We start from the raw sequence: 18,207 nt of genomic DNA on the forward strand, positions 1-18,207 counted from the left end.
CGAGTGTTTCGCGTCCATTGTGTGGTTCTCGGGAGAGAACCCTTGTGTTCGATCCTGGCCTGTGTGGTCCGGTGGTCATAGCGGTGGGGAAACGCCCGGTCTCATTCCGAACCCGGAAGCTAAGCCCACCTGCGCCGATGGTACTGCTCGGGAGACTGGGTGGGAGAGTAGGTCACCGCCGGCCACTCATCTTTGGTGAGTGAGTACGTGGTGGAGGGGAGTGGCACCGCCTGTGGGCGGGGCTGCTCCCCTCTTCTGCGTTCCCGGGGGGTGCGCCCCCGGAGAACCGCGATGAGGCGGTGTGGTGGGTGCGGGGGAGTCAGCGCAGGCGCAGAACCGTCCCGGCCAGTGGCTTCGGGCGGAACGACGTCGTCTTGCGTCCCATGAGCGCCCCCTCGTCCGCCAGCGCGGTGAGGCCGGCGATGGTCGGGCGCGGCAGGAGCACCGCTGCGGCACCTCGCGCCTCGGTCAGGACCAGGTCCAGGTCGGACTGGTAGCGCACCGAGTCCGCCGGCGTCCCCCCGTCCCGGACGAGGGCGTCGACCCACGCGCCGGCGCCCACCGTCCCGTCGCCCGGGGCCGAGCCCTCGACGACCTCTGCGCCGGCGGGCAGCACGACGACGGCCTGCGTGGCACCCAGCGCGGCCTGCACCTCGCGCAGGACGGAGGGGGAGAGGTCGGGGAGGCGCCGGCGCCGGTCCGCGCCGCGCAGCACGCACTGCGCCGCCTCCGTCGGCAGGACGCGGTGCAGCGCGCGGACGTCGACCGGTTCCACGGACTCGTCCGCGACGGCCACCAGCAGCTGCTGGGGACGCCCGCTGCGACGCGCGGCCAGCAGGGCGGCCGCGTACCGGTGGTGCCCGTCGGCGATGAGGAAGCGGTGCCAGGCCGAGGCCTGCACGAGCGCGTCCACGACGTCCGGCTCGCGCACGCGCCAGACGTCCACGCTCCCGAACGCCCCCGCCGACCCCAGCACCCGATCGCCGAGACGCTCCGGGCCGGACCAGGCCACGGGCCACGGGTCGCTGTCCACGACCAGCACCGGTTCGGAGTCGACCCGGGTGGCCTCCAGCCGGTGCAGGCGCGCCAGCACGGCCTGCTCGAAGACCCCCTCGTGCGGGTGGACGCGCCGGTCGTCCGGGGTCACCGTCAGCGTGCCCAGGAGGAAGTGCCGCGTCCCCCCGGACGCCTCGCGCTGGCGGACCACGTAGAAGGAGGCCGGGTCCTGCAGCAGCACGCCGCGGTCGAGCCAGTCCAGGACCAGCGGCCGCGTCGAGCCCGTCCCGTGCTCGGGCCGTTCCAGGTGCGTCACCACGTGCGGTGAGGACGCCAGGAAGGCCGCGCGCCGGGCCCGGTCGAGCTCGGTGTGCGGGGGGGCCAGGAGGTCCTCGACCGGGCCGGCCACCCGGGGGTCGTAGCGCAGGCCGGGGAAGGGGCGCAGCAGGGGCTCGTCCGGGCGGGCCGGCGCCGCGGGGCCGGAGAGGTGTCCGGGGGTGTCGGTGCCGTCCAGCACGGTCTCCGACCCGATCTCCGGGCCGCCCGCGGGGACGCGCGCCCCCGTGCGTGCTGGCTCCACCCGTCGCATCCTACGGTCGGGGTGTCCACGGTGCCGACCGCCCGGCGGCCCGGCACCCCTACCCCGATCCCGCGAGGAGGCGCCGTGCCCGGACCGGAACCGTCCGGCCGACCGTCCGGAGGACCCTACGAGTGGTTGCAGCGGGGGCTGGCGCTGCTCGCCGCCGGGGAGGCCGCCGCCGCGGCGACCCTCCTCGCGCGGGCGCACGCCGAGGAACCCGGGTCCACCGTCGTCCTGGAGGCGCTCGCCCGGGCGCGGTACGACTCCGGGGACGTCCCGGGCGCGGCGGAGTGCTTCCGCGACCTGGCCGCCGCCCGTCCCGCCGACGACTACGCTCACTTCGGTCTGGGGCTCAGCCTCAGCCGCCTGGGACGGTTCGGGCTCGCCGCCGAGCACCTGGCCATGGCCACCGCCATGCGCCCGGACCGACCGGAGTACGCCGACCGCCTGCGACAAGTCCGCGCCACCCTCCGCGCGCGGCAGAGTCCGGAGACCCCGTGAGCACCCCCGCCGCCCACTTCCTGCCCACCACCGCGACGCTGCTGCACGACCACGACGCCCTCCTGCTCGACCTGGACGGCGTGGTCTACGTGGGCCCCGAGGCGGTGCCCCACGCGGCGCGGGCGCTCACGGCGGCGGTCGAGGCGGGGCACCGCCTCGGCTTCATCACGAACAACGCCTCCCGGCCACCGGCGACCGTCGCCGCCCACCTGCGCGACCTCGATGTCCCGGCCACCGCGCAGGACGTCGTCAACTCCGCGCAGGCTGCCGCCGAGCACCTGGCCCGGGAGTTCCCGGCGGGGTCGCCGGTCCTGCTCGTCGGCACCACCGGGTTGCGCGAGGCGCTCACCGACGTGGGCCTGCGACCCACCGGGGACCGCCACGAGGCGGTCGCCGTCGTCCAGGGGTTCTCCCCGGACCTCGGCTGGCAGCAGCTCGCCGAGGCGACGCACGCGGTCCGGTCCGGGTTGCCCTGGATCGCCACGAACCTCGACGCCACCGTGCCGACGCCGGGTGGTCCCGCCCCGGGCAACGGCCTGCTGGTCGACCTCGTCGCCCGGGCCGCCGGGCGCGGACCGGACGTGGTGTGCGGCAAGCCCGAACCGGCCCTCTTCGACGCCGCCGTCACGCGCCTGCGGGCCCGCCGCGCCCTCGTCGTCGGTGACCGGCTCGACACGGACCTGCAGGGTGCCCGGACCGCCGGCCTCGACGGGCTCCTCGTCCTGACCGGCGTCACGGGGGTCCGTGAGCTGCTCGCCGCGGCACCTCACGAGCGGCCCACGCACGTCGGGCACGACCTGCGCTCCCTGGCCGACACCCACCCCGGCGTCCGGGTGCGGGCCGGGGACGGGCAGGCGGCGGCCACCTGCCGGGACGCCGTCGTCGAGGTCACCGGGGGGCGGCTCACCGTGACGGCGGGGGAGGCCGGTCCGGACGGGCTCGACGTCCTGCGCGCGGCCGCGGAGGCGTCGTGGGCGGTGGCCGACGCCGGGGCGGGGCTCGCCGGGGACGGGCTGGACGCCGCGGCCGGCGCGGTCCGGGACGCGCTCGTGGTGCCGTCGGGCGATGTCCGGGCCGGCTTGTAGCGTGACGCCCGTGACTGAACCCGTGGGCCAGAGGACCTCCGTGCCCGCTCCCGCCCCCCGGCCCGGCCCGGCCCGGCCCGGGGCCGGCGCCCCCGCCGAGCAGGACCGCGCGCTGCAGGACGTCCTCGACCGCCTGGACGGGCTGGACGCGCTCGGCGTCCACGACCACGTCGAGGTCTACGCCGCCGTCGACCGCGCCCTGCGGGAACGACTGGCCGGCGCGGAGTCCTGACGTGGGTGCCCGCAGGCTCCGGCTCGACGCCGAGCTGGTCCGCCGGGGACTGGCCCGCTCCCGCGAGCACGCCGGGGAGCTGGTCGGGGCCGGCCGGGTGCGCGTCGGCGGCACCCCGGCGCTCAAGCCCGCGACCCAGGTCGACCTGGCGGCGGCCATCGTCGTCGAGGACGCCGGTGAGGAGGACGGGTACGTCTCGCGCGGGGCGCACAAGCTCGTCGGGGCCCTCGACGCGTTCGCCGTCGACGTCACCGGCCGGCGCTGCCTGGACGCCGGGGCCAGCACCGGCGGGTTCACCGACGTCCTGCTGCGGCGCGGCGCGGACCACGTCGTGGCGGTGGACGTCGGCTACGGGCAGATCGCCTGGTCGCTGCGCACCGACGAGCGCGTGAGCGTCCTGGAACGCACCAACGTCCGGACCCTGGACCCCGAGGTCGTTGCGCCGGCCCCGTCGCTGGTCGTGGCCGACCTGTCCTTCATCTCCCTCACCCTGGTCCTGCCCGCGCTCGTCCGGTGCGCCGCGCAGGACGCGGAGCACGTGCTCATGGTCAAGCCCCAGTTCGAGGTCGGGCGCGAGGCGCTCGGCGCGGGCGGTGTCGTGCGCAGCGCCGGCCTGCGCGCCGACGCCGTCCGCCACGTCGCGGCCGCGGCCGCCGACGCCGGGCTGGGGGTCCGCGGCGTCGCGGCCAGCCCGCTGCCCGGCCCCAGCGGCAACGTCGAGTACTTCCTGCACCTGGCGGCGGGCGCGCCCCCGCTGGAGGAGGACGCCCTGGCCCGGGCCATCGCCGACGGCCCGCAGGCGGGGCTCGCGTGAGCGCCGGGCAGGCGGCCGCGGACGTCCCCCGGGGCGCGCGCAGCGTCCTCGTCCTGGCCCACACCGGCCGCCCCGAGGCCGTCACCGCGCTGACGAAGGTCGTGCACCGCTTCGCCGAGGCCGGCATCCGGACGGTCATGACCCCCGAGGAGGCCTCGGCGCTCACGCAGGCCGACCAGGACCTCGTCGTCCGGTGCGAGCTCGAGGGCGCGGTCGACACGGCCGAGCTCGTCATCGTCCTGGGCGGGGACGGGACCATCCTGCGCGCGGCCGAGATCGTGCGGGGCAGCGAAACCCCGCTGCTCGGGGTGAACCTCGGGCACGTCGGCTTCCTGGCCGAGGCCGAGCGCGAGGAGGTCGTCGGGACGGTCGCGCGCGTGGCGGCGGGCGACTACCGGGTCGAGGAGCGCATGACGCTCGACGTGCGGGTCGTCCACGACGGCGCCGTCCTCGCGTCCTCCTGGGCCGTCAACGAGGTCTCGGTCGAGAAGGCGAACCGCGAGCGGATGCTCGAACTCGTCGTCGACGTCGACGGCCGCCCGCTCAGCAGCTTCGGCGGGGACGGCGTCATCGCCGCCACCCCCACGGGCTCGACCGCGTACGCGTTCTCCGCCGGCGGCCCCGTCGTGTGGCCGGAGGTCGAGGCGCTGCTCGTCGTGCCGATCAGCGCGCACGCGCTCTTCGCCCGCCCGCTGGTCATCGCCCCCGACTCGGTCGTGGGGGTGGAGGTGCTGCCCGAGATGGGCGACGGCGGCGTCCTGTGGTGCGACGGCCGCCGGACGTTCCCGGCCCCCGCCGGGGCGCGGGTGGAGGTCCGGCGCTCGGCGCAGCCCATCCGGCTGGCGCGGCTGAGCACGGGGGTCTTCACCGACCGGCTGGTGGCCAAGTTCGGGCTGCCGGTGACGGGGTGGCGCGGACCGCGGGAGCCGCGCGGACCGCACCACGGCGAGGGGGCCGGGTCGTGATCGAGGAGATGCACATCCGCTCCCTCGGGGTCATCCGGGACGCGCGGCTGCCGCTGGGCCCCGGGCTCACCGTCATCACGGGGGAGACGGGCGCGGGCAAGACGATGGTCGTCACCGGCCTGGGCCTGCTCATGGGGGAGCGCGCCGACGCCGGCGCGGTGCGGGCCGGGGACGAGAGCGCCGTCGTCGAGGGGCGCCTGCAGGTCCCCGAGGACGGGCCCGTCGCGGCGCGCACCCGGGAGGCCGGCGGCGAGGTCGACGCCGGTGAGCTCCTGCTCGCCCGCACGCTGTCGGCGGGTGGGCGCAGCCGGGCCCACGTCGGCGGCCGCAGCGCCCCCGTCGGGGTCCTCGCGGAGATCTCCGAGCACCTCATCGCGGTGCACGGCCAGACCGACCAGCTCCGGCTCCGGTCGGGGGTGCAGCAGCTGCGGGTGCTGGACGCCTTCGCCGGCCCGGCCGTCGCCGGGGACCTGGCCGAGTACCAGCGGCTGCACACCCGCTGGCGGACGGTCAGCGCCGAGCACGACCACGTCGCCGGTCACACCGCCGACCGTGCCCGCGAGGCCGAACTGCTGCGGCTGGGCCTGGACGAGGTCGAACGGGTGGACCCGCAGCCGGGTGAGGACACCGCCCTGCGGGAGGAGTCCGAGCGCCTGGCGCACGTGGAGGTGCTGCGCGCGGCCGCGGTCACCGCGCACGCGGCGGTCACCGGCCAGGGCCCGGGGGAGGAGGGGGTGGGCGAGGGCGGGGCCGACGCCCGCGTCGACGCGGCCCGGCGCGCCCTGGAGCAGGCGGGGGAGCACGACGCCGCGCTGGCCGCGCTGGCCGCGCGCGCGGCGGAGGTCTCCTACCTGCTGGCCGACCTGGGCACCGACGTCGCCGCGTACGCGGACTCCCTGGAGGCCGACCCGCTGCGGCTGCAGGCGGTCCAGGAACGGCGGGCGCAGCTGGCCGCGCTCGTGCGCCGGCACGCGGACGACCCGGACGCGGGGGTCGCCGGGGTGCTGACCTGGGCGCGGGAGGCCGCGCAGCGGTTGCTCGACCTCGACGACGACGGCCGGCTGGAGGCCCTGGCCCGGGAACGGGCCGAGCTGGAGGAGGAGCTGCGCCGTCTCGCCGGGCGCCTGACGGTGGCGCGCCGGGCGGCGGCGCAGGACCTGCGCGAGCGCGTCGCGACCGAGCTGGCCGCCCTGGCCATGCCCAGCGCCCGCCTCGAGGTGGCCGTCCACACCGGGAACGACCTGGGGCCCTGGGGCAGCGACGGCGTCGAGCTGCTGCTGGCCGCCCACTCGGGGGCCGCGCCGCGACCGCTGGCCCGCGGGGCCTCCGGGGGTGAGCTGTCCCGGGTCATGCTGGCCCTGGAGGTCGTCCTGGCGGGGGCCGAGCCGGTGCCCACCATGGTCTTCGACGAGGTGGACGCCGGTGTGGGCGGGCGCGCGGCCGTGGAGATCGGCCGCCGGCTGGCCCGCCTCGCCTGCAGCACCCAGGTCGTCGTCGTCACGCACCTGGCCCAGGTCGCGGCCTTCGCCGACACCCACCTGACGGTCGTGAAGACCGACGACGGCAGCGTGACCGAGTCCGGCGTGGTCCGCCTCGACGACGAGGGCCGGGTGGGCGAGCTGGCCCGGATGCTGTCCGGGCGCGGGTCCGGCACCGAACGGGCCCACGCCGAGGAGCTGCTGCGCTCCAGCCGGGCCGAGGCCACGGCCGCACCGTCCGCCGGGCGCGCGGGGCGGTCCCGCCCGGCGCGTGCGGCGCGGGGCGGTGCCGCCCGCGTGGGACGATCGACGTCCGCCCCGGACACCGGCGGGGCGCGACGGGCACGGAGCTGACGGCACGCGGGTGAGGAGAACGGTCCAGTGATGAGGCGTCGACGTGACCGCGGCGCCACCGCGCCCGGCTCCACCGGGGGCGCCGCGCCGGGCACCAGCGCCGTGCGCGGCACCGTCCGGGTCGACCGCCGGACCAAGCGCCTGACCAAGCGCCTCAGACCGGGCGACATCGCCGTCATCGACCACCTCGACCTGGACCGCGTCTCGGCCGAGGCGCTGGTCGCCTGCGCACCCGCCGCCGTCGTCAACGCCGCCCGCAGCACCTCCGGCCGCTACCCCAACCTCGGCCCGGGCATCCTCGTCGAGGCCGGCATCCCCGTGCTCGACGAGGTCGGCCCGGACCTGCTGACGGAGCTGTCCGAGGGCGCGGCGGCGGTCCTGCTGGGTAACCGTCTGGAGGTCGGGGGGGCCGTCGTCGCCTCCGGCCGCCGGCTCGACGCGGACGTGGTCGCCGCGGACATGGAGGTCGCCCGCGCGGGCCTGTCGCTGCAGCTGGAGGCCTTCGCGGCCAACACGATGGAGTACCTGCGGCGCGAGCGGGAACTGCTGCTCGACGGTGTCGGCGTCCCCGACATCCGCACCGACCTCGACGGCCGGCACGTCCTCATCGTGGTGCGCGGCTACCACTACAAGGAGGACCTCGTCACGCTGCGCCCGTACGTGCGCGAGTACAAACCCGTCCTCATCGGCGTCGACGGCGGCGCGGACGCCATCCTCGAGGCGGGCTGGAAGCCGGAGCTCATCGTCGGGGACATGGACTCGGTCTCGGACGCGGCCCTGCGCAGCGGCGCCGAGATCGTCGTGCACGCCTACCGCGACGGCCGCGCCCCCGGGCTCGAACGGGTCCGGTCCCTGGGCATCGACGCCGTCGTCTTCCCGGCCACGGGCACCAGCGAGGACGTCGCCATGCTGCTGGCCGACGACAAGGGCGCCACGCTCATCGCCGCCGTGGGCACCCACGTCACGCTCGTGGAGTTCCTCGACAAGGGCCGCTCGGGCATGGCCAGCACCTTCCTGACCCGGCTGCGAGTCGGGGGCAAGCTGGTCGACGCCAAGGGCGTCTCCCGGTTGTACCGCTCCCGCGTCTCCGACGTGCAGGTCCTCGTCCTCGTCCTGGCCGGGGTCCTGGCCCTCGTCGCGGCGCTGCTGGTGACCCCCACCGGGCAGGCCGTGCTGGCCGTGACCGGGGCCCGGCTGGAGGACGCGTGGGCGGGCGTGGTGGGTCTGCTGCCCGGGGTGGGCCCGTGACCGCCGCCACCGTCCCCACCCGCACCACCGAACGACAGGATCTGCAGTGATCGACTTCCGGTACCACGTGGTCTCGCTGGTGTCGGTGTTCCTCGCCCTCGCGGTCGGCATCGTGCTGGGCGCCGGGCCGCTCAACGAGGGCATCTCCACGGGCATCACCGACCAGGTCCGGCAGCTCACGACCGAGAAGAACGCGCTGCGCACCGAGCGCGACGAGGCGCTGGCGACGACCGAGCAGCAGGACGCGTGGGCCGAGGCCGTGGCCCCGGCGCTGCTGGCCCGCCAGCTCGCCGGCCGCGGCGTCGCCGTCGTGGAACTGCCCGGGGCCGACTCCAGCCAGGTCGACGCCAGCGTCGAGCAGCTGCAGGCGGCGGGGGCGAACGTGTCCTCCCGGGTCACGCTGCAGGACGCGTGGTTCGACGGTGCCCGCAGCGCCGTGGAGGACCGCCGGGAGACCGCCGCCGCGCTCGCCGGTCAGCTCCCGCTCGCACCGGCCCCCGACGCCGGGACCGAGGACGTGCTCGCGAGCGCCCTCGCCCAGGCCCTCGTGAGCACCGAGCCGGCCCCGGTGGAGAACCCGTCGGAGAACCCGGAGCAGAACCCGGACGAGAGCGCCCGCACCGTGCTGGGGACCCTGTCCGAGGCCGGCCTGGTCGACGTGCAGGACGGCACCGACCCCGTCCCGGCGCGTGCGACCCTCGCCCTCGTCGTCGGCGGGGCGCCGGACCCGGACGCGACCGACGCGGTGCGCGGGTCGACGGCGCAGGCCTGGACGGCCCTGCTGCGCGAGCTGGACGGCGCCGGCGCCGGTGCGGTCCTGGCCGGCCCGCCGGAGGCCGCGGCCGACGGGGGCCCGCTGGCGGTGCTGCGCGCGGACGCGGACCTGAGCGCGGCCGTCAGCGGCGTCGACGACCTGGACTCGCCCATCGGCCGGATCAACGCCGTCCTGGCCCTGCGCCAGCAGCTGACCGGCGGCGCCGGCCAGTACGGCAGCGCCGACTCCGCGACCGACGTCAGCCCGCCGCTGCCCGCCCCGGTGAGCGCGACGTGACCGCCCTCCTGCGCACCGCCGCGGCCGCCGCGACCGCCGCGACGGTCGCCGTGCGCGCCGGCGGGCTGCTGCGGCGCCACCCGCCCGGCGGGGCGGCCCGGTGGGAGCGGGTCAACCACGCCGGCCGCCGGCTGACCCTGCTCGAGGGTCCCACCGCGGCCGCGGCCGTCGCGGCGGGCAGCCTGGCCGCCCGCCCCGGCTGGCGGGCCGCGGCGGTCCTCGCCGCCGCCGGGGCCGCCGGGCTCGGCGCCCTCGACGACCTCGCCGAACGACCCGAGGACCGCTCGGGCGGCGCGCGCGGACTGCGCGGGCACCTGGCCGCGGCCCGCCGGGGCCGGCTCACGACGGGGTCGTGGAAGGTGCTCGGCATCGGGGCCACCGGGCTGGCCGCGGCCGCCGTCGCCGGCCGCTCCCACGGCGGCCGCGGCCCGGCCCGGGCGCTGGACGTCCTGCTCGGCGGCGCGCTCGTGGCCGGGACGGCCAACCTCGTCAACCTCTTCGACCTGCGACCCGGCCGGGCCGCGAAGGTCGCCTCCGTGGTGGCCCTGTCCCTGACCGCCGGCCCGGGGGCGCCGGACGCCCGCCCGCTCGCCGGCGCGGTCACGGGTGCGTGCGCCGCCGTCCTGCGCGACGACCTCGCCGGACGCAGCATGCTCGGGGACACCGGGGCGAACGCGCTCGGCGCCGTCCTGGGCGTCGCGGCCCTCGCCCGCTGGGACCGGACGGGCCGGGCGGTGGCGCTGGGAGCCGTCGTGGGACTCACGCTGGCGTCCGAGAAGGTGAGCTTCAGCCGGCTCATCGAGGCCCAGCCGCTGCTGCGCGAGCTGGACCGGCTCGGCCGTCCGTGAGCCGCGGGTGAGCCCCCGCCGGGCCGGTGCCCGGTCCGTCGCGGCCGCGGCCGTGTCCGTGGCCCTGCTCACCGTCCTGGCCCGCGTCGCCGGGTTCGGCCGCATCTTCGCCTTCAGCCAGACCGTCGGCGACACCTGCCTGGGCACGGCGTACACGACGGCCAACCAGGTGCCCAACGTCCTGTTCGAGGTCGTCGCCGGCGGCGCCCTCGCCGGGGTCCTCGTGCCCCTGCTGTCCTCGCGCCTGGCCTCCGAGGACCCCGCCGAGCGCGCCGCGGCCTCCCGGACGGCCTCGGCCGCGCTGACCCTGAGCGTGCTGGCGCTCGTCGTGGTCGGTGCGCTCACGGCGTTCCTGGCCCGTCCCGTGCTGGCCCTGCTCCTGGCCGAGGGGGCCGGCGCGGACTGCGGGGGGTCCCTGCTGCGGCTGGCCACGGTCATGCTCTGGGTCTTCCTGCCGCAGGTCCCGCTCTACGCGGTCGCCGTCGTCTTCGCCGGGGTCCTGCAGGCCCAGCAGCGGTTCACCGCCCCCGCGGCCGCCCCGCTCGTCTCCAGCCTCGTCGTCGGGGCGGCCTACCTGGTCTTCGGGGCCCTCGTCCCGGCCGCCGTGGTCGAGGGGGACCTGGACGGCGTCCCCCGGTCGGGGATCGCCGTCCTGGCCGGGGGCACGACCCTGGGAGTCCTGGCCCTCGCCCTGACCCACCTGCCGGCGCTGCGCGGCCCGGTCCGCTGGCGCCCGGCCCTGCGCCCGGCGCCCGGGGACGGGGCCCGGTTGCGGTCCCTGGCCCTGTCCGGGCTGGCGGTGCTCCTGGCCCAGCAGGTCGTCACCGTCGCCGTCACCGCGGTCTCCAACGACGCCGGGGCCGGGGCGGTGAACCGCTGGAGCTACGCCTGGGCGCTGTTCCTGCTGCCCTACGCCGTGCTGGCGGTGCCGGTGGCCACGGCCGTCTTCCCCCGCCTGGCCCGGGCCGCCGACGCCGGCCGGGCCGAGCTCGGTGCCGTCCTGGGCCCGGCCGTGCGGGCGGTCCTGCTCGTCAGCTCCCTGGGTGCGGCCGTCCTGGCGGCCGTGGCGGTGCCGGTCGCGGTCGTCTTCGTCCACGGCCGGGTCGGGTCCGGGCGCTCCGGCGACCTCGGCCTGGCCCTGGTCCTGTTCGCCCCCGGGCTGCTCGGCTACGGGCTCGTCGCGCTGCTGACCCGGGCGCTGTACGCCCTGGGGGCCGGGCGCAGCGCCGCGGTGGCGACCGTCGGCGGGTGGGCCGTCGTCCTGGCCGGTGTCCTGCTCCTGCCGTCGGCCGTGCCGGCCGACCACGTGGTCTCGGCGCTGGCGCTCGCGCACAGCGCGGGCCTGACCGTCGCCGGGGGGCTGCTGCTGCGGCAGGTGCACCGGCGGGTCCCCGGCGCCCTCGGCGGGCTGGCCCGCGTCGCGCTCGCCGCCGTGCTCGCCGGGACCGCGGCGGGAGCCGCGGGCGCGCTCGTCGGCCTGGGGTGGCGCACGACGCACGTGACCCTCGCCGTCGGCCAGGGGATCGCGCTGGCCGCGCTCGCCGGGGTGGTCTGGTTCCTCCTCGCGCGCCTGGCCGCCCCCGCCGACCTGCGCACGCTGACCGGCACCGCCCGGCGGGTGGTCCGCCGGTGACCCCAGGAGGAGACGTGACCCCAGCCGCGCCCGAGGGCCCGGTCCTGTTCGTGCTCGGCAGCAGCGCCGGGGGCGTCGTCCGCCACGTCGGCGCGCTGGCCGCGCGCCTGCACGCCGAGGGGGTCGACGTCCGCGTCGCCGGGCCCGCGCAGACCCTGGCCCGCCTGCGGGCCCCCGTGCCCACCGCGACCGTGGAGATCGGGGCCTCGGTGGACCCCGTGCGCGACCTGCGGGCCGCCGCCGCCCTGCGACGGGCCGTCGGCCGCCTCCCGGGGGCCCTCGTGCACGCCCACGGCGTGCGGGCCGGGTTCGTCACCGCCCTGGCCCTGGGCGGCACCCGGCGGCGGGTGCCGTTCGTCGTCACCCTGCACAACGCCGTCCTGGGGTCCGGGCCCCGGGCGCGGCTGGGCACCGCGGTCCTGGGCGTCGTGTGCCGGCGCGCCGACGTCGTCCTCGCCGTCTCCGGCGACCTCGTCGCCCTCGCCCACCGCCTCGGCGCCGCCGTCGCCGACCGTGCGCTCGTGCCCGCCCCCGCGCTGCCGGTGGGGGACCCCGCCCGCGGCCGGCAGGTCCTGGGACCGGGCCCGGTGGTCCTCGCGGTGGCCCGGCTGGCCCCGCAGAAGGGGCTCGGCACGCTGCTCGACGTCGCCGCCGGCGCCGGTGCCCCCGTGGTCGTCGCCGGCGAGGGACCGCTGCGCGCCGAGCTGGAGGAGCGCGTGCGGGCCCGGGACCTGCCCGTGCGCCTGCTGGGCCGGCGCGAGGACGTCGCCGACCTGCTCGCCGCCGCCGACGTCGCCCTCAGCACGAGCACGTGGGAGGGCCAGCCGGTGTTCGTCCAGGAGGCGCTGCGGGCCGGGGTGCCGGTGGTGGCCACCGACGCCGGCGGCACCCGCGAGGTGACCGGGGACGCCGCGGTGCTCCTGCCCGTGGGGGACGGTCCCGGCCTGGCGGCCGCGGTGCGCCGGCTCGTGCGGGACCGCACCGAGCACGCGGTGCGGGCCGAGCGCTCGCGCGCCCGCGCGGGCGAGCTGCCGACCGAGGACGACGCGCTCGGGCAGGTCCGCCGGGTGCACCGGGCCGCGCGCGGCTGACGGCCCACCGCCGCGTCGGGTACGCTCGAACCCCGTGGCGAACCGCAGCACCCCCGAGTCCCAGACCCAGCACGTCTTCGTCACCGGGGGGGTGGCCAGCTCCCTCGGGAAGGGTCTGACGGCCTCCAGCCTCGGTCGTCTGCTCCGCGCCCGCGGCCTGCGCGTGGCGATGCAGAAGCTCGACCCGTACCTCAACGTCGACCCCGGGACGATGAACCCGTTCCAGCACGGCGAGGTGTTCGTCACCGACGACGGCGCCGAGACCGACCTCGACATCGGGCACTACGAACGGTTCCTCGACGTCCGCTTCGACGCCTCCGCGAACGTCACCACCGGCCAGGTGTACTCCGCGGTGATCGCCAAGGAACGGCGCGGGGAGTACCTCGGCGACACCGTCCAGGTCATCCCGCACATCACCAACGAGATCGTCGACCGGATGCGCGCGCAGGCCCGCGAGGACATCGACGTCATCATCACCGAGGTCGGCGGGACCGTCGGCGACATCGAATCGCTGCCGTTCCTGGAGGCCGCCCGCCAGGTCCGCCAGCGCCTGGGCCGGGACAACGTGTTCTTCGTGCACGTCTCGCTCGTGCCGTACATCGGCCCCAGCGGTGAGCTGAAGACGAAGCCGACGCAGCACTCCGTGGCCCAGCTGCGCAACATCGGCATCCAGCCCGACGCCATCGTGTGCCGCGCCGACCGGGAGATCCCCGAGGGCGTCAAGCGCAAGATCGCCTCGATGTGCGACGTCGACGACGAGGCCGTCATCGCCTGCGTCGACGCCCCCTCGATCTACGACATCCCCAAGGTCATCCACCGCGAGGGCCTGGACGCCTACCTCGTGCGCAAGCTGAACCTGAGCTTCCGCGACGTGGACTGGTCGACGTGGGACGACCTGCTGCGCCGCGTGCACAACCCGCGCCGTCGGGTCGAGATCGCGCTGGTGGGCAAGTACATCGACCTGCCCGACGCCTACCTGTCGGTGACGGAGGCGTTGCGGGCCGGTGGTTTCGCCGAGGACGCCAAGGTCGACATCCGCTGGGTCCCCTCCGACGAGTGCGCCACCCCCGAGGGGGCGCAGAAGCAGCTGCACGGCGTCGACGCGGTCTGCGTCCCGGGGGGTTTCGGGGTGCGCGGGATCGAGGGCAAGCTGGGGGCGCTGCGCTGGACGCGCGAGAACGGCGTGCCGACCCTGGGGTTGTGCCTGGGCCTGCAGTGCATGGTCATCGAGTACGCGCGCAACGTGGCGGGTCTGACCGAGGCGAGTTCGACGGAGTTCGAGCCCGACGCCGCGCACCCCGTCATCGCCACGATGGCCGAGCAGCGCGAGATCGTCTCCGGTGAGGGGGACATGGGCGGCACGATGCGCCTGGGGTCCTACGAGGCCGTCCTGCAGAGCGGATCGGTCGTGGCGGGCACCTACGGCAGCGAGCGCATCTCCGAGCGCCACCGGCACCGCTACGAGGTGAACAACTCCTACCGGGCGCAGCTGTCGGCGAAGGGCCTGGTGTTCTCGGGCACGTCCCCGGACCGCGAGCTGGTCGAGTTCGTCGAACTGCCCGCCGACGTCCACCCGTACTACGTGGGCACGCAGGCCCACCCGGAGTTCAAGTCCCGCCCGACGCGCTCGCACCCGCTGTTCTCCGGGCTGGTGGCCGCGGCGGTGCGCCGCCAGCGCGAGGGTCAGCTCATCGACGTCGACCCCGAGCCGACCGAGGCCCCCGAGGACGCGGGCGCCGAGGAACTGACGGACGTGACCGCGTGAGCTTCCCGGAGGAACTCCCCGTCCCCGTCGTCGACGGCGCCGAGCTGGTCGACACCCCGGTGCGGCGGACGGTGTCCGAGAGCGAGACCGTGTTCCACGGCCGGATCTGGGACGTCGTGCGCGAACGGGTCGAACTGCCCGACGGCGGGACCGTCGTGCGCGACCTGCAGCGCCACCCCGGTGCGGTGACGGTCCTGGCCCTGGACGGGGACGAGAACGTCCTGTTCCTGCGCCAGTACCGCCACCCGGTGCGCCGGGACCTGTGGGAACTGCCCGCCGGGCTGCTGGACGTGGCCGGGGAGGAACCGCTCGCGGCGGCGCAGCGGGAACTGGCCGAGGAGGCCGACCTCCTCGCCGCGGACTGGGCGGTCGTGGCGGACTGGTTCAACTCCCCGGGCGGCTCCAGCGAGGCCAACCGGATCTACCTGGCCCGCGGCCTGTCCGCGGTCCCCGAGGCCGACCGGCACGTGCGCGAGGACGAGGAGAAGGACCTCGTGCCCGTGCGCGTCCCGCTGGACCAGGCGGTCCGGGCGGTCCTGGAGGGTCGCCTGGCCAACCCGGGCAGCGTCATCGGCGTGCTCGCCCTGCAGGCCGCGAAGGCGAACGGCTGGGCGGACCTGCGCCCGGCCGGCACGCCCTGGCCCGCCGGGCTCAGCACCCCGCAGCTCTGACGGTGCTGCGGGGTCAGGAACCCCGCACGGTCGCGACGAAGCCGGTCACCTGCTGCTGCAGGAGGCCGGCGACCTCCGACAGGCCCACGGAGCCGTAACCGCCGGAGACGGCGTCGGAGATCGCGCCGACCTGGGCGTCCATCCCCTCGATGCGCCGGGCGACGCCCTCGATGACGGCGACGGCCTCCTCGGTGGCCTGCATGCTCGCGGCCACCTGCGCCGCGATGACGGCGTTGGACTGCGCGGCCTGCTCGGCCAGGCTCTTGACCTCCTCGGCGACGACGGCGAACCCGCGGCCGGCCTCCCCGGCGCGCTCGGCCTCGATGGTCGCGTTGAGCGAGAGCAGCCGGGTCTGGGCGGCGACCTTCTCGATGAGCTGGACGGCCTCCTCGATGCGGGCCGAGGCCGCCCGCAGGGACTCCACCGTCGCCACGGCGCGCTGGACCTCGGTGACGGCCTCGCGCGCCGTCCCGGCGAGTTCGACCGCCCCCGAGCCGGCGCTGGTGGCTCCCGCGCTGACCTGCTCGGAGGCGGACAGGACGGTGCACTCCAGCTCGTCGGCCAGGGCGAGCCGCGCCGCGGTGGCCTGGTCCAGCTCGGCGCCGGCGGTGGCGCTGGCCCGGCGGGCGGCGTCGATGACCCGGGCGCCGTGCCGGAACGCGCCCCGGGTGCCCCCGAGCAGGAAGCGGCGGTGGAAGCGGCCCTCGCTGGCCGCCTCCAGGGTCGCGGAGGAATCGCGCACGAACGCGTCGGTCATGTCGAGCTGGTGGTTGAAGGCGCGGCGCAGCTCCACGAGCAGCTCGTCGTCCCCCAGGTGCGGCACACGCGCCTCCAGGTCCCCGGCCGCGGCGCGGCTGGCGACCTCGACGAGGGCCCGCAGGACCTCGTGGTGCTCGCCCGCGCCGGTCGGCGGGGCGGGGAAGAGGGATCGCAGCTTCACGCGGCGGCTCCCTCGGGGGTCAGCGACCACACGAACTCCTCGTAGGTCCGGCCGGCGGCGGCCAGCTGGGCGGACAGGGCGGCCCGGGAGGCCGCGACGGCGTCGGCGGGGCGGGAGTGCTGGGCCTCCACGGCCAGCAGGTCGTCGTAGAGGCGGCGCACCGCGGCCACGGCGGCCGGGTCGGGCACGCGCCGGTTGGAGTGGTAGCCCAGCAAGGTGCCCTGCGCGTCCACGCTCGGGGTCACGTGCGCCAGCACCCAGTAGTGCGCGCCGTCGGCGGCCAGGTTGACCACGTAGGCGAACATCTCGCTGCCCCCGCGCAGGGTCTCCCACAGCAGGTCGAAGATCCCGCGGGGCATCCCCGGGTGCCGGATGATGTTGTGCGGGCGGCCCACGACCTCCTCCTCGGTCAGCGCCGAGACGCGCAGGAAGACCTCGTTGGCGTAGGTGATGACCCCCCGCGGGTCCGTCTTGGTGACGATGAGCTCGTCGTCACCGAAGCGGCGCTCGACCCCCGTGGGCGCGGTTCTGGATGCACGCATGCTGCGGTCATCGGCCGAACGGGGGAACGCCTTGAGCGGACCGTCACGACCCCGGACCCGACCGGTGCGCGGTTGCTCCACGGGGTTGCTCCGCGTGGGTGCCCCGACGCGGGGGGCCGGTCCCCTAGGGTCGACGCGTGTGCGCCGCCTCCCTCGACGCGCGGCCGGTCCCGCCCCCGGGTGAGGAGCCGGCCGCGCTGCAGCGCGCGGTGCGCGACTACCTGGGGCACCTGCACGTCGAGCGGGGCCTGTCGGAGAACACCCTGGGGGCCTACCGGCGCGACCTGGCCCGCTACGTGCGGTTCCTCACCGCGCGGGGGGTCAGCGCCCCCGGGGAGGTCGACGAGGCCGCGGTCAGCGCCTTCGTCGTGGCCCTGCGCACCGGTGAGGACGGCGGGGCGGTGCTCACGGCCAGCTCGGCGGCCCGCGCGGCCTCGGCGGTCCGCGGCTGGCACCGCTTCCTGCACGCCGAGGGGCGCAGCCCGGCCGACCCCGCCGTCCTCGTCCGCCCGCCCACCCCGCCCCGGCGGCTGCCCTCGGCGCTGAGCGTGCCGGAGGTCGAGCGCCTGCTGGAGACTGCCGGCCTCGGCGGGGAGGGACCGCAGGCGGTCCTGCCGCTGCGCGACCGCGCGCTGCTGGAGCTGCTGTACGGCTGCGGGGCGCGCATCAGCGAGGCCGTCGGCCTCGACGTCGACGACGTCTCCCCGGAGGTGCTGGGGGAGACGGGGGTCGTCCGGTTGCGCGGCAAGGGGTCCAAGGAGCGGGTGGTGCCCGTCGGGTCCTACGCGCAGGCGGCCCTGGAGCGCTACGTCGTCCGGTCCCGGCCCCACCTGGCCGCCCAGGGCCGCGGGACGCCCGCGCTGTTCCTCAACACCCGCGGGGCACGGCTGTCGCGCCAGAGCGCCTGGGCGGTCCTGCAGAACGCCGCCGGGCGGGCCGGGATCGCCCGGACCGTCTCACCGCACACGCTGCGGCACTCCTTCGCGACCCACCTGCTGCGCGGGGGGGCCGACGTGCGGGTCGTGCAGGAGCTGCTGGGCCACGCCTCGGTGGCCACCACCCAGGTGTACACGCTCGTCACGGCGGACAACCTGCGCGAGGTCCACGCCGAGACCCACCCCCGTGCCCTGCTCACCGGCCCCGCCGGGGCCGCCCCGTCAGCACCACCGGCGCGCGGCGAGGGCTAAGGTCACGCCAGACCGTCCGTCCCTGCGACCGCCCGAGGAAGTGCCACCTCCCGTGACCAGCGAGTTCCCGCCGTCCGCCCCCGCCGCGCCGCACGCCCCCGGGCCCTCCGTCTTCGGGCCCGGTGTCGACGCCTTCCGCGAGCGGGCGCAGCAGCCGGGGCAGCCGGGCACGGACCGGCCCGCGCCCGGCCCGGCGAGCGCCCCGGCCCGCCCCCCGGCGCAGACC

Annotated in this window: 17 protein-coding genes and 1 rRNA gene; 15 read left to right on the top strand and 3 right to left on the bottom strand. The window is 77.1% G+C overall.

Features of this window, described 5'->3' with window-relative positions; all coding sequences use genetic code 11:
* The first annotated feature begins 67 nt into the window (after positions 1-67).
* Positions 68-184, top strand: a 5S ribosomal RNA gene (gene rrf, locus AB2L27_RS10010).
* A 135-nt stretch (positions 185-319) separates the two neighbouring features.
* On the opposite strand, the gene AB2L27_RS10015 is transcribed toward rrf, so the two are convergent.
* Positions 320-1,576, bottom strand: a complete 1,257-nt coding sequence (locus AB2L27_RS10015) for a DUF1015 family protein (protein WP_370441327.1) — start codon at positions 1,574-1,576, stop codon at positions 320-322.
* Positions 1,577-1,711: 135 nt separating this feature from the next.
* Here AB2L27_RS10015 and AB2L27_RS10020 point away from each other — a divergent pair, with 135 nt between their 5' ends.
* Genes AB2L27_RS10020 through AB2L27_RS10080 form a run of 13 tightly spaced genes read left to right on the top strand, consistent with a single transcriptional unit; the run spans position 1,712 to position 15,312 of the window.
* Entirely contained in the window at positions 1,712-2,077 is a 366-nt protein-coding gene (locus AB2L27_RS10020; protein ID WP_370441328.1) for a tetratricopeptide repeat protein, read from the top strand.
* Positions 2,074-3,162, top strand: a complete 1,089-nt coding sequence (locus AB2L27_RS10025) for an HAD-IIA family hydrolase (RefSeq protein WP_370441329.1) — start codon at positions 2,074-2,076, stop codon at positions 3,160-3,162. Before AB2L27_RS10020 ends, AB2L27_RS10025 begins: the two co-directional genes overlap by 4 nt.
* Before the next feature lie 10 nt (positions 3,163-3,172).
* On the top strand, positions 3,173-3,394 hold the full coding sequence (locus AB2L27_RS10030; protein WP_370441330.1) for a hypothetical protein: 222 nt from the start codon (positions 3,173-3,175) through the stop codon (positions 3,392-3,394).
* Position 3,395: 1 nt separating this feature from the next.
* Positions 3,396-4,208, top strand: coding sequence for a TlyA family RNA methyltransferase (locus AB2L27_RS10035; RefSeq protein WP_370441331.1), 813 nt, complete (start codon positions 3,396-3,398; stop codon positions 4,206-4,208).
* Complete coding sequence (locus AB2L27_RS10040) at positions 4,205-5,173, top strand: NAD kinase (protein ID WP_370441332.1); 969 nt, start codon at positions 4,205-4,207, stop codon at positions 5,171-5,173. The genes AB2L27_RS10035 and AB2L27_RS10040 overlap by 4 nt, the downstream gene beginning before the upstream one ends.
* Before the next feature lie 8 nt (positions 5,174-5,181).
* Positions 5,182-7,005, top strand: coding sequence for a DNA repair protein RecN (recN, locus tag AB2L27_RS10045; protein ID WP_370441472.1), 1,824 nt, complete (start codon positions 5,182-5,184; stop codon positions 7,003-7,005).
* Positions 7,006-7,035: 30 nt separating this feature from the next.
* Positions 7,036-8,253: a putative cytokinetic ring protein SteA gene (gene steA, locus AB2L27_RS10050; protein WP_370441333.1), complete on the top strand. Its 1,218-nt coding sequence runs from the start codon at positions 7,036-7,038 to the stop codon at positions 8,251-8,253.
* A gap of 46 nt (positions 8,254-8,299) precedes the next feature.
* Positions 8,300-9,304, top strand: coding sequence for a copper transporter (locus AB2L27_RS10055; protein ID WP_370441334.1), 1,005 nt, complete (start codon positions 8,300-8,302; stop codon positions 9,302-9,304).
* Complete coding sequence (locus AB2L27_RS10060; RefSeq protein ID WP_370441335.1) at positions 9,301-10,152, top strand: hypothetical protein; 852 nt, start codon at positions 9,301-9,303, stop codon at positions 10,150-10,152. Before AB2L27_RS10055 ends, AB2L27_RS10060 begins: the two co-directional genes overlap by 4 nt.
* A gap of 7 nt (positions 10,153-10,159) precedes the next feature.
* The gene (gene murJ / locus AB2L27_RS10065) at positions 10,160-11,785 is read left to right on the top strand and encodes a murein biosynthesis integral membrane protein MurJ (protein WP_370441336.1); all 1,626 of its coding nucleotides are present in this window, start codon (positions 10,160-10,162) and stop codon (positions 11,783-11,785) included.
* A 14-nt stretch (positions 11,786-11,799) separates the two neighbouring features.
* Positions 11,800-12,876 (top strand): glycosyltransferase family 4 protein, encoded by a 1,077-nt coding sequence (locus AB2L27_RS10070; RefSeq protein WP_370441337.1) that lies wholly within the window; start codon positions 11,800-11,802, stop codon positions 12,874-12,876.
* A gap of 34 nt (positions 12,877-12,910) precedes the next feature.
* Positions 12,911-14,641, top strand: coding sequence for a CTP synthase (locus AB2L27_RS10075; protein WP_370441338.1), 1,731 nt, complete (start codon positions 12,911-12,913; stop codon positions 14,639-14,641).
* Positions 14,638-15,312 (top strand): NUDIX domain-containing protein, encoded by a 675-nt coding sequence (locus AB2L27_RS10080; protein WP_370441339.1) that lies wholly within the window; start codon positions 14,638-14,640, stop codon positions 15,310-15,312. The genes AB2L27_RS10075 and AB2L27_RS10080 overlap by 4 nt, the downstream gene beginning before the upstream one ends.
* A 13-nt stretch (positions 15,313-15,325) precedes the next feature.
* Here AB2L27_RS10080 and AB2L27_RS10085 read toward each other — a convergent pair whose 3' ends face one another.
* Positions 15,326-16,252 carry a methyl-accepting chemotaxis protein gene (locus AB2L27_RS10085; protein ID WP_370441340.1) on the bottom strand — a complete coding sequence of 309 codons (927 nt, stop codon included), beginning with the start codon at positions 16,250-16,252 and terminating at the stop codon, positions 15,326-15,328.
* Positions 16,249-16,794 (bottom strand): PAS domain-containing protein, encoded by a 546-nt coding sequence (locus tag AB2L27_RS10090; RefSeq protein ID WP_370441341.1) that lies wholly within the window; start codon positions 16,792-16,794, stop codon positions 16,249-16,251. Before AB2L27_RS10090 ends, AB2L27_RS10085 begins: the two co-directional genes overlap by 4 nt.
* Before the next feature lie 137 nt (positions 16,795-16,931).
* Between AB2L27_RS10090 and AB2L27_RS10095 the strand changes: the two genes are divergently transcribed.
* Positions 16,932-17,981 (top strand): site-specific tyrosine recombinase XerD, encoded by a 1,050-nt coding sequence (locus tag AB2L27_RS10095; protein WP_370441342.1) that lies wholly within the window; start codon positions 16,932-16,934, stop codon positions 17,979-17,981.
* The last annotated feature ends 226 nt before the right edge of the window (positions 17,982-18,207 follow it).

This window comes from Kineococcus halophytocola (assembly GCF_041276425.1).
GTDB lineage: Bacteria > Actinomycetota > Actinomycetes > Actinomycetales > Kineococcaceae > Kineococcus > Kineococcus halophytocola.